This is a genomic window from Streptomyces sp. NPDC058955 (assembly GCF_042741435.1).
Taxonomy (GTDB): Bacteria; Actinomycetota; Actinomycetes; order Streptomycetales; family Streptomycetaceae; genus Streptomyces.
Genome location: NZ_JBHYKM010000179.1, coordinates 1 through 11515, shown reverse-complemented (window position 1 = coordinate 11515; position 11515 = coordinate 1). Strand labels below are relative to the sequence as shown.

Genomic DNA, 11515 nt, shown 5'->3' with positions numbered 1-11515 from the left:
CCTCCCCCCCTTCGAGAGCGCCCGCCCGGGGGGGGGGGGGGGCGCCCCGCCGCCGGGGGCCCCCCCCGGGGGGCGGCCTGGGGGCGCCCCCGCCGGCGGTGCCTCGGAGGTCAGAGGGGGAGGATCGGCAGGCTCACCGTGGTGTCGATGTCGTTGAGGATCGCCACCAGACCGGTCCCGAGGGCAAGACCTGCCAGGGCCCGGGCGCGGGCCGTGGCCCGGTCGCGCCCGGAGAGCGTGATCCGCCCGGCGGGCTCCGCCGTGCCGCCGGCCTCAGGGGCGTCGGCGGCCGTGGCGTCGAGCGCGGCGATGGACTCACGGGAGGGCGTCTGCGGGTTCATGAAGATCCTTTCGCGGATGCGGTGCGAGGGGTGTGCGTGCCGTGGGTGCCGTGCGTGTCCTGCTGGTCGTGCGTGTCCTGCTGGTCGTGCGTCTCGTGCCGGTGGTGCGGGGAGGGCGTGGTCACCGCCCTCCCGGAGAGGGGTCGAGGAGGAGGACGGACGGGACGGCGTCGGGGAAGCCCAGCCGCAGCAGGGTGTGACCGATGCCGGACAGTCCGGTGAGCAGTCCGGGCGAGGACACCCCGTCCGGGGTGGCGCAGCGCGGTCCGTACCGGTCGAGGGCGCCGAGCAGCAGCCCCGCCCGGCGGGTGAGCAGGCCGTCCGCCCCGGGAACTCCGTCAGCGGCGGCCGTGACCAGCGCCTCCAGCGTGCCGAGTTCCCCGTGACACAGGCTGAAGTCGCCCGGAAACGGCCGCTCTTCGGCGAGCCGCGCCCACCGGCCGTCGGGGACCCCCGCCGACCCGGCGCCGGCCCGCGCGGCGAGGAGCGTCCCGGCGAGTCCCGCGCACCAACCGAGGTCGGTGCCGGGGGCGGTCCCGTCCGGCGCCGGACCGAGCAGCTCCCGCCCGGCGGTGGCGTACGGGCCTTCCGGTGCGCCGCCGACGGCCGTCGCGTGGCGGAGCAGGGCCCAGCCCGCCCCGGCGCGGCCCCGCAGGAAGCCCTCCGGGAGCGCGGCGCCGGCCGTGAGGAGCCGGTCCGCGAACTCGGCCGCCAGTGCGGCGGCCCCCGGGAGACCGGACTCCGCGTGCACCGCGTGGAGCGCCGCCAGGCCACCGGCGAGCCCCGTGGCGACGTCCGCCGGGGGACCGGCCGGATCGTCCGTACGGACCGAGGCGGCCAGCGCCCGCAGCGCGAGCGGCAGCGCCTCGGCCAGCCGGTCGTCGCCGAGCAGGGTGGACAGCCGGGAGATTGCGTAACAGAGCCCGCCCAGGCCGTGGAATCCGCCGGGTCCGACCGCGCGGCTCAGCTCGGGGGCGTCGGCGAGCGCGCGGACCAGCCGGGGCAGCGGACGGACCGCCCGCGCCGCCAGCTCCGTGTAGCGGGCGACCCCGGTCAGCCGGCCCAACTGGGCGAGGAACAGGGCCACTCCGGTGTAGCCGTCGGCGAGTCCCGCCCCCATCGGGGACACCGCCCAGTGGCTGCCGTCGACGAGCTCCAGGCCGATCCAGTTGGCCCGGGTGCCGTCGTGGAGCGCGTGCCCCACGATCTCGTCGGCGAGGCCGCAGGCCGCCGTCAGCAGCCGCCGGGGCTCGGGCACCGCCGCCGGTGCGGGCGGCAGCGTCGGCGCCTCGGCGCGGTGGGTGGCCCGGCGCGCCCTACGGGTGGCCAGCGCGGCGGTGACCAGCCACTCCTGGCGGTGCCGGTCCACCTCGCCGAGGGCGGAGAGCTTCCGCTCGGCGGCGGCGAGCCCGGGCGCGTCCAGCAGGCCCGGCAGCCGCACCCCGCGCGACGACCACACGTCGGCGCCGTCGGGCCGGTGCGTGAAGGCCGGCACGTCACCGTCCCACAGGTCCTCGATCTCGTGCTCCACCAGCCGCCGCCGCACCGGATCCCCGGCGGACTCGGCGTACAGCAGGGAGAACAGCACGTCCCGGTCGACGGCGTCGCGCAGCACCTCGGGATGGGCCGCCTCGTCGAGCAGCGTCGCGTACAGCCGGGTCGCCCGGCCCACCAGGCGCGCCGGGGCGTCCCCGAAGGCGGCCAACGGGCCGTCTGGAGCGAGCAGTTCCGCGCGGTGCGTCACCAACACGTCGTACCCGGCGCGGAATCCGGCGAGCAGCGCCGCCTCGTACGCCCCCGGGTCGACCTCCCGGCCGTCCAGCGACGGGCGGTTGGGGCTCGCGGCGTACGGGACGCGCCGGCGCACCAGGCGCATCGTGTCGGTGCCCGCGTCCGCCCAGCAGACCAGGTCGGTGGGGGAGAGGTCGGCCCGGCCGCCGCCGACGGCCGAGATGTCCAGCGCCCCGTGCTCGCCGATCAGCAACTGCGGGAGCAGGCACGTCCGGTGGACGGAGGAGGCGAGGGCGGCCGCGGCCGGGTCGGGGCCCGCCGTGGCGGCCACCGGCAGCGAGGGGTGCAGCAGCGTCTCCACGTCGACCGGCACCGGCTGGTCCCCGCAGGCCACCAGGTTCTCGTGGTGCATGTCGACCCCGTCCACCGCGTACAGCAGCGCCAGCAGCGCGCCCTGCCGCCGGTAGAACCGGTCCAGCTCGGCGACCGACCGGCAGGGCCGGCCGGCGATGAACTCCAGCCAGCCGTACCCGTCCCGGCGCACGGTCCGCGCCGTCCGCTGTCCCAGGCCGGGCAGCCGGGCGCCGAGCCAGCCCACGAGCCCGTCGAAGGCGGCGTGCTGGTCGAGCGGACGCGGCTTGTACACCACCGTGCGGCCGTCCGCGAAGCGCAGCAGCGCGACCGCGCGCCCCCGCTGATGGGTGTCGCCGTGCCCCAGGTCGAGCACGGCGAGCGCACCCGGGTCGACCCCGTCGAGCAGGTCCGCCACGAGCGCGTCCCGGTCGGCGGCGAACCGCCCCAGCAGTTCCGCCGTGGCCGCGACGGCGTGCACGCACTCCGTGCCGAGCAGCCGCGCGAGCACCGGATACCGGCCGAAGAGCGCGACCAGGCCCTCGCGGGTGCCCAGGTCCGCCGCGAAGCGGGCGAACCGCCGCTCGGGCGTGGCGCCGGCCAGCCGGCCCTCGGCGCGGGCGCGGTGCAGTTCGAGGACCAGGGTGCGCGCCGCCGTGCCCACCAGCCGCAGTCCGAGCCGCCGCTCGAACCGCTCCCGTACGGACTCCGCGTCGACCGGGCCGGTCGGAGCCGGAAGCGCCCGCAGGCGCTCGGCCAGCGCACGGCCCGCCGCCCGGGTCAGCGGAGCCAGCGCCCCGGCGAACGCCACCTGCCAGGCGTCGGGCTCCCGCTCCGGCACGGGGCCCGCGCCGACCACCCGCACGCCGAAGCCGTCGTACGGCCCCGGGCGCGGCGGCGCCGACGCCAGGGCCCGCTCCACGAACTCCGCCCACGCGGGGTGCGCGGTCCGGGCCGCCAGCCGCCCGGCCGGCTCCGCCACCAGCGCGGCGGCCGTCGGCAGGTCGGTGCCGAGGGCGGCCAGCCGGGCCCGGAACGTCTCGTCCTGGCCCAGCGCCGTCACCCGGTCCGCCAGCCGCGCCGCGGCGGTGCCGGCGGGCTCGGCGTCCGGCGCGCCGGATGCCGCGAGCCGCTCCCGCAGGTGGAGGGCGGGCGCCCACCAGCCCGGGGCCAGGCCCGTCGCGGTGTCGTGTGTGGAGGTCGTGAGGGTCACGTGGACAACGGTGGCAGCGCGGGCACCGTACCCACATGGGGGCAACGCCCCCATGTTTTGCTCCGCGTCCCCCACCCACCGCCCACACCCGCCGCGTCCCGCCCCCGCGCCGCGCCCCCGACCAGGTCCCGCACCCCGTCCCGCCCCCTCTCCGCCGGGGCCCGCGCGGGCTCCGCCGACCCGCGCCGGCCCGCCGCCCGCGCCCCTCCGCCACGCGCCGCGGGCCGCCGCCAAATCTGGGGGCGGCCGACCCATGCGGGGCCCGCCCGCCCCTTCCGACCATGGGTGACGCAACGACCGACCAACAGAGGGGGAACCATGACCACGGCCACCGGCACGGACCAGTTCGGCGGACTCCTGCGCGCCCACCGCCGCCGCAGGGGCATGACGCAGCAGCAGATGGCCGACCTCGCCACGCTCAGCGTCCGCGCCATACGCGACCTGGAGAGCGGCCGCGCCCGCCGCCCCCGGCAGGAGACCGTACGGCTGCTCGCCGACGTCCTGCGGCTCACCGGCAGCACCCGCGAGGCGTTCGACGCCGCGGCGCGCGACCCGCTCCCGGCGCAGGACGCCCGCACCACCACCCGCCCCGTCACCGGCGCCCTGCCCGTGCTGCTCGGCACCACCGTGGGCCGCGAGCACGAACTCCACTCCCTCGTCGAGCTGCTGACGGTGGACCGGCAGCGGCTGGTGAGCGTCGTCGGCCTCGGCGGCGTCGGCAAGACCCGGCTCGTCCGGGAGGCGGCGGGCGTCCTGCGCGACGTGCACGGCTGGCGCGTCCTCTGGGTCCCGGCCGCCGGCCTCGCGCCCGACCTCCGCGAGCTGCGGCGGTTCGAACCGGACGCGACCGGGGGCGGGGACGGCCCCGGGCACGACGTCCTGCTCGTCCTCGACGGCCTCGTACCCGGAGCCGAAGGCGCCGCCCTCACCCGACTCCTCGAACGCGGGCCGGGCCTGCGGATCGTCCTCACCGCACCCGCCCCGTCCCGGTTCGCCGGCGAGCAGGTCATGCCGATCGCCCCGCTGCCCGTCCCCGGGCGCGCCCTCGACCACGACGCCGACGCGCTGGCCGAGTACTCCGCCGTCCGGCTCCTCCTGTCCCACCTCCGGCGCCTGCGGCCGTACGCCCCGCGCCCCGTCGCCACGGCCGCCGTCGCCGAGCTGTGCCGTGCGCTCGACGGCGTCCCCGGCGCGCTGGAGACCACGGCCGCCTGGGGGCTCGTCCACGCGCCGGAGGAACTGCTGCACCACCTCGCCCGGGACCCCGAGTGCTTCGCGGCACCGCCCGCCGCCTGGGGGGCCGGCGCCGGGAGCGGCACCGGAGCCGTCCGGCGCAGCCTCGGCGTGCTGCGCGCCCCGCTGCGGGAGCGGCTGTCCGTCCTGGCCGCGCTGCCCGAGAGCTGGACGCTGGAGGAGGCCGCGCTGCTCACCGGCGGGTCCCTCGCCGACACCGCCGCCACCGTGTACGGCCTGCTGGTCCACGGCCTGGTCCGCACCGCCGACGAGGACGGCCGGGACCGCTTCCGCGTCCTGCGCCAGGTCCGGTCCGCCCTGGCCGGCCGCCCCGGCGGGCACGCGATCCCGGCGGAGCACGCACCGGTACCGGAATCCGCCGTCGCCGTCGCCTGAACTCCCCGTCGCCTTTCTGCCGGACACCTGCCGCCCGTACTTCCGGCCGCGCCCCGGGGCGCCCCCTACCGTGAGAACACGCCCCGCACGGCGGAGAAACGCCGGGGAACTCCCCCCGGGAAAGCGCGAGAAGCGCGCGAAGGATCCCGGGGAATTCCCACCGGGAAACGCCGGGCACACGCCTGACGGTCTCCTCCGGCACACCGATCCGGAGGCGACCGGGAATCGCGGGCGAAAGACCTCATCCGTCATGTCGAACGAAGGCAGGCTATGGAAGTGGGCACCCCGGTATCCCCGGTCACCCCGGTCACTCCGGCCGTTCCGGTATCCCCGGTCACCCCGGCCGTCCCGGTCACCCCGGCACCGACCCCGATCGCGCCCCCACCGCCGGACTCCGGCCTCCACGTGATCGTCTCCAGCGTCGCGTCGGACGCGCACACCTGGAACCTCGTCTTCCTGCAACTGCTGCTGGAGGAACTGGGCCACCGGGTCGCGAACCTCGGGGCCTGCGTGCCCGACGAGCTGCTGGTCCGGGAGTGCCGGCGGCAGCGCCCGGACCTGGTCGTGATCAGCAGCGTCAACGGGCACGGAGCCAACGACGGGCGACGGGTCGTCAGGGAGCTGCGCGGCCACCCCGAGACCGCCGCCATCCCGGTCGTGATCGGCGGCAAGCTCGGCATCGGCGGCGCCGGGAGCACCGAGCACGCCGGGCTGCTCGAAGCCGGTTTCGACGCCGTCTTCGAGGACGGCGCGGGCCTGGCGTCGTTCGGGTCCTTCCTGAGAAGCCTGCCCGCGGGCGTGACCGCATGACCGCACCCGTCCACCCCGCCCCCGCGGCCGCCCCGGCACCGCCCCCCGGCTCCTTCGGCGCCTTCGTCGCCGCCGCCCGGCACGCCGGCCGGCTCGTCGTCCAGCCCCGCATGGGCATGAGCGACCCGCGCGCCATGCGGGCCGGCCTCGCCGCCACCCGGGCCGCCGACGCCACCACCGTCGGCACCGTCACCCTCGACAGCTACACCCGCGTCGGCGACCAGACCGCCGCCCGCCGGGCCCTCGCCGACGGCGTCCCGCTCAACGGCTACCCCCTCGTCACCTACGACACCGCCGTCACCCGGTCCGTCCTCCACGGCATCCAGGACCACGACTTCCCCGTGCAGGTACGGCACGGCTCCGCCGACCCGCAGGACATCGTCGCCGCGCTCCTCCGCGCCGGCCTCGACGCCACCGAGGGCGGGCCGGTCTCGTACTGCCTGCCCTACGGGCGTACCCCGCTGACCGCCTCCGTCGAGAACTGGGCCCGCAGCTGCGAACTCCTCGCCCGGGCCCGCGACCACGGCGCCGAACCCCACATGGAGACCTTCGGCGGCTGCATGATGGGCCAGCTCTGCCCGCCGGGCCTGCTCGTGGCGCTCAGCGTCCTGGAGGCCCTGTTCTTCGCCCAGCACGGGCTGCGCAGCGTCTCCCTCAGCTACGCCCAGCAGACCGACCCCGGGCAGGACGAGGAGGCGCTGCACGCCCTGCGGCGGCTGGCGGAGGAGCTGCTGCCCGGCCTCGACTGGCACATCGTCGTCTACACGTACATGGGCGTGTACCCGCGCACCCCCGGCGGCGCCCGGCTCCTGCTGGAGGACTCGGCCCGGCTCGCGGTCCGCACCGGCGCCGCCCGGCTCATCGTGAAGACCGCCGCCGAGGCCCACCGCATCCCGACCGTGGCGGAGAACGTCGCCGCCCTGGAGGCCGCGGCCCGCGCCGCGGAGGCGGAGCGCGACCGTGCCCTGCCGTCCGCCACGGGACCCGCGCCGGGGCCCGTGCCCGACACGGGCGTCCACGCCGAGGCGTCCGCCCTCGTCCAGGCCGTCCTGGAGCTCTCCCCGGACCTCGGCCGCGCCCTGCCGCAGGCGTTCGCGCGGGGTTACCTCGACGTCCCCTACTGCCTCCACCCTGACAACGCCCAGCGGAGCCGGAGCTACCTCGACGCCGACGGACGGCTGCGCTGGTCCGCCGTCGGCGGGATGCCGCTCGGCGGCATCGTGGCGCCCGCCCGGGCGCCGCGCCTGACCTCCGGAGGGCTGCTCACCGCCCTCCGCCACGTGGAGCGGCGCTCCGACGCCGCAGCCCTCGACCCCTCGCCCGCCCACCGGCCCCTCGACGACGGGCACCGCCCGCCGGCCCGCGAGGCCCATCCCGAAGAAGGACGGTAGACGCCCATGCTCCCCCTCACCGACCCGACGGCAGCACCCGCGACCACGGACCGGCTGCCCGGCACCCCGGCGGCCCACCTGACCGACCCGACGACCCGCGCCGTCATCCGGCTCCAGAACGGCATGCTCACCGCCGCCCGCGGCTTCCTGCGCGCACACGGGTTCACCGAGATGCTGCCGCCGATGATCGGCCCGGTCACCGACCCCGGCGTGCGCGGCTCCAAGCAGGTCGACGTCGACTACTACGGCCACCGCTACAAGCTCATGACCAGCGCCATCCTCTACAAGCAGGCGTCCCTGCTCGCCTTCGACAAGATCTTCTGCATCGCGCCCTGCGTCCGCCTGGAGCCCCTGGAGACCGCGAACACCAGCCGTCACCTGGCCGAGTTCCACCAGATCGACGTCGAGGTCGCCGGCGCCTCCCGCGAGGAGATCACCCGGCTCGGCGAGGACCTCGTCCGGCACATCGTGCGCGAGACCGTCGCCCACCACGCCGAGGAGTTCGAGGCCCTGGGCCGCGACACCGGTGCCTTCACCGAACTGCTCGGCGAGCCCTTCGGCCACCTCACCCACGCCGAGGCCGTCGCCGAACTGCGCGCCCTGGGCCACGACCAGAGCGCCGACGCCGAGATCGACTGGCACGGCGAGGCGCTGCTCTCCGCCAAGTCCGGGCGCCCCTTCTTCGTCACCGACTACCCCAAGGGATCCCGCGGCTTCTACGACCGCGAGAGCCGGGACGAGCCCGGCACCCTCCGCAACTTCGACATCCTCGCCCCCGAGGGCTACGGCGAACTGTGCAGCGGCAGCGAGCGGGAGTTCGAGTACGCCCGGATCGTCGCCCGGATGCGGGAGACCGGCGAGAACCCCGCCAAGTACGGCTGGTACCTCCAGATGGTCCGCGACGGCATCCCGGACAGCGCCGGATTCGGCATCGGCCTGGAGCGCTTCACCCGCTACCTCGCGGGCCTCGACGCCGTCTGGCAGGCCAGCGCCTACCCGAAGGTCCCGGGAGTGGTCGCCCCGTGAGCCACCGACCCGCCACGGAGACCACGCAGGGCGCGTACGGCTCCGGCCTCAGGGCCGACGGCTTCCCCGCCGACGCCGTGCGCGACCGGGCCCGCCGCGGCACCGCCGCCCTCTTCCCGCCCGGGGACGCGTACGGACGGACCCTGTTCGGCGCCGACCGGCCCCAGGCCGCCGCGCCGGGCACCGACCTCCTGGACGAACTCCGCCTGGTGCCGCCGGTCTTCATGCCGCGCCGCCTGGAGAAGCTGATCGACCTGGCCCGCGAGCCGCTCCACCACGACGTGGACCTGACCACCGCCGTCGGCGCCCTCCGCTCCCCGCTGCCCGCCTACCTCTCCGCGTTCGGCTCCACCCAGGTGGCCAGCGCCGACCTCGGCACCGCCGCCAGCCGGCAGGCCGGCAGGCTGGGCATGCCCATGGTGATCGGCGAGAACGTCATCCCCGTCAACGGCTACGGCCGGCTCGGCACCCCGCCGTCCGGCGACACCGGACGGTCCCTGCTCGGCCGCATCCGCGCCTACCTCGACGAACTGCCCGACGGCACGGGAGGCATCGCCGTCCAGCAGAGCACCGAGGACGCCGACGCCGAGGTGTGGAACCTCGTCTACAGCGACCCCTCCGCCCGGCCCCTGCTCGACACGGGCCGGCTGGCCTTCGAACTGAAGGTGGGCCAGGGCGCCAAGCCGGGGCTCGGCGGCATGACCGTCCTCGACCGCGCCACCGCCGCCCGCGTCGCCGAGCAGTACGCCGTCGACGACGTCCTCGGCGACGACGGGCGGGTCCTGCGGTGCAGCAGCCCCGGCACCTTCACCGAGGAGATCCTGCGCCAGCAGATCCGCCTGATGCGCAACAACTTCCCCCGCGCCCGGGTGTGGGTGAAGCTCCACCCCGGACGCGACGTCGGGGAGGCCGCCGCCGTCGCCTGGGCGGCCGGCGCCGACGCGGTCACCGTCGACGGCGCGGAGGGCGGCACCGGCTGGGCCCCGCTCGGCTTCCTCGGCGGAGTCGGCCTGCCGCTCGGCGAGTGCCTCCGCCGCGTCGGCCCGCCCGCCGGCGCGCTCCTCGCCTCCGGCCGGATGTGGGAGGGCACCCGCGCGGCCAAGGCGCTCGCGCTCGGCGCGACCGCCGTAGGCCTCGGACGGGCCGCGCTCCTCGCCGTCGAGGAGGACCCCGAGCGGGGACTCGTCCGCCTCGTGGAGGCCCTGGCCCTCGAACTGCGCCTGCTCGTCAGCGCGGTGGGCAAGTACCGGGCCGACGCGCTCGCCCACGAGGACGTGTGGGCGCCCGGGGCGGGGCTGCCGTCCCCGTCCGTGGCGTACGCCGGTCCGCTGGGCGACCGGCCGTGAGCGGACCCATGGCCACCGGCCCCGCGCCCGCCGCCACCCGGCCGTCGGACGCCCGCCTCACCGACGGCGGCTACCTGGGCTTCGTCCTCGCCATGGGCCTGTCCGCGCTCGGCGACGCCGCCTGGTACGTGACGCTGGCCTGGACGGTCACCGCCGACACCGGCCCGGCACGGGCGGGCGCGGTCCTCGCGCTCGCCTCCCTGCCACGCCTGGTGACCCTGCTCGGCGCGGGCGCCGTCGTCGACAGCGTCGGCCCCCGCCGGGTCATGGTCGGCGCCGACCTCGCCCGCTGCGCGGTCATGGCGCTGGCCGCCGCCGGAGCACTCGCCCTCGGCCCCGGTGTGCCGCTGCTCGTGGCGGCGGCGGCCGGCCTCGCGCTGTTCGGCGCGTTCTTCATCCCGGCCTCCGGCGCCCTCCGCGCCGGACTGCTGCCCGAGCGCCACCTCGTCCGCGGCAACGCCCTCTACCTGGGCGCCCTCCGCGGCGGCCAGGCCGCCGGCGGGCCCCTCGGCGGGGTGCTGATGGCCCTCGGCGGCATCCCGCTCGTCGCCGCCGTCAACGCGGTGACGTACGCGGTGTCGGCCCTCGCGGTCCTCCGCGTGCGGACCCGGCGCGAGCGGGCCGCCGCACAGGCGGAGCCCGTACCCGAGGAGGACCCGGCTCCTGCCGCACCGCAGCCCTCCCTGGCCGCCCGCATCGGCGAGGGACTGCGGGCCGTGGCCGCCGCGCCCCGGCTCAGGGCCGTGATCACCGTGATCGGACTCACCGAGTTCGCCGGGGCGGGACCGATCAACATCGGCGTCGCCCTGATGGCGAGCCGGAACGGTTCGGCCGCCGCGGGCGCCGGTCTCCTGCTCACCGCCTTCACCGTCGGCGCCGCCGCCGGATTCCTGCTGTCGCTGGTGTGGCCGGCCCGGCGCCGCGCGGGGCTCGTCCTCGTCGTCGGCACCGCCGGGCAGACCGTCTGCCTGGCGGGCCTCGCCTGGGCGCCGTCGACGGCCGCCGCCCTCGCCCCATACGCCGGGCTGGGACTCGTCTCGGCGCTCGTCGGCACCGTCCTGGTCTCCTGCGTCCAGCGCTGGGCGCCCGAGGCCGTGCGCGGCCGGGTCGTGTCCATCCAGGCCCTCCTCATCTTCGGGGCCGCGCCCCTCGGCAACCTGGTCATCGGGGTGCTCGTCGAATGGGCCGGCATGACCTGGGCGCTGCTGCTGCACGCGCTGGTCGCCCTGACGGCCCTCGGCACGGTCCTCCTCGTCCCCCTGCTGCGGGAGGCCCGCCTTGACTGACCACGGCGCCCCGCCCGCGTACCCACCGGGCCTCCAGGACCGGCCCGTCGCCGAGCTGGCCCGGAGCCTGCGCTCCGGCGCCCTCACGAGCACGGACCTGGTCACGGCCTGCCTGGACCGGATCACCGCCGTCGATCCCGTGGTCCGCGCCGTCCTCGCGGTCGACGACACGGCCCTCGAACAGGCCCGCGCCGCCGACCTGCGGCACGCCCGGGGCACCCCGCTCGGCCCCCTCGACGGCGTCCCGGTCCTCCTCAAGGACAACATCGACACGGCGGGACTCGCCTCCACCGCGGGGGGGGGGGGGCGCGGCGGGGGCACGCCCCCCCGGGGGAGGGTGGGGGGGCGGCGCCGCCGGGGGGCGGGCGGGCGGGGGCGCGCGGGGCAGCCC

Annotated in this window: 9 protein-coding genes; 7 read left to right on the top strand and 2 right to left on the bottom strand. The window is 77.4% G+C overall.

The window, feature by feature from the left end:
• Nucleotides 1-110 precede the first annotated feature (110 nt).
• Together ACFW1I_RS36495 and ACFW1I_RS36490 are read right to left on the bottom strand one after the other, a co-directional pair.
• Complete coding sequence (locus tag ACFW1I_RS36495) at nucleotides 111-341, bottom strand: hypothetical protein (protein WP_384678104.1); 231 nt, start codon at nucleotides 339-341, stop codon at nucleotides 111-113.
• A gap of 121 nt (nucleotides 342-462) precedes the next feature.
• The gene (locus ACFW1I_RS36490) at nucleotides 463-3636 is read right to left on the bottom strand and encodes a type 2 lanthipeptide synthetase LanM family protein (protein ID WP_384678102.1); all 3174 of its coding nucleotides are present in this window, start codon (nucleotides 3634-3636) and stop codon (nucleotides 463-465) included.
• Between the two features lie 318 nt (nucleotides 3637-3954).
• On the opposite strand from ACFW1I_RS36490, the gene ACFW1I_RS36485 reads away from it, so the two are divergent.
• From ACFW1I_RS36485 to ACFW1I_RS36455, 7 genes are all read left to right on the top strand, one after another.
• Nucleotides 3955-5265, top strand: a complete 1311-nt coding sequence (locus tag ACFW1I_RS36485) for a helix-turn-helix domain-containing protein (protein ID WP_384678100.1) — start codon at nucleotides 3955-3957, stop codon at nucleotides 5263-5265.
• A gap of 276 nt (nucleotides 5266-5541) precedes the next feature.
• Nucleotides 5542-6075, top strand: coding sequence for a cobalamin B12-binding domain-containing protein (locus ACFW1I_RS36480; protein WP_384678098.1), 534 nt, complete (start codon nucleotides 5542-5544; stop codon nucleotides 6073-6075).
• Nucleotides 6072-7466: a methylaspartate mutase gene (locus ACFW1I_RS36475; RefSeq protein ID WP_384678096.1), complete on the top strand. Its 1395-nt coding sequence runs from the start codon at nucleotides 6072-6074 to the stop codon at nucleotides 7464-7466. Before ACFW1I_RS36480 ends, ACFW1I_RS36475 begins: the two co-directional genes overlap by 4 nt.
• A 6-nt stretch (nucleotides 7467-7472) precedes the next feature.
• The gene (locus ACFW1I_RS36470; protein WP_384678094.1) at nucleotides 7473-8492 is read left to right on the top strand and encodes an asparagine synthetase A; all 1020 of its coding nucleotides are present in this window, start codon (nucleotides 7473-7475) and stop codon (nucleotides 8490-8492) included.
• Nucleotides 8489-9838, top strand: coding sequence for a glutamate synthase-related protein (locus tag ACFW1I_RS36465; protein WP_384678092.1), 1350 nt, complete (start codon nucleotides 8489-8491; stop codon nucleotides 9836-9838). Before ACFW1I_RS36470 ends, ACFW1I_RS36465 begins: the two co-directional genes overlap by 4 nt.
• Entirely contained in the window at nucleotides 9835-11124 is a 1290-nt protein-coding gene (locus ACFW1I_RS36460) for an MFS transporter (RefSeq protein WP_384678090.1), read from the top strand. Before ACFW1I_RS36465 ends, ACFW1I_RS36460 begins: the two co-directional genes overlap by 4 nt.
• A partial coding sequence (locus ACFW1I_RS36455; protein ID WP_384678088.1) for an amidase family protein occupies nucleotides 11117-11515 on the top strand: 399 nt, incomplete at its 3' end. The genes ACFW1I_RS36460 and ACFW1I_RS36455, both read left to right, overlap by 8 nt.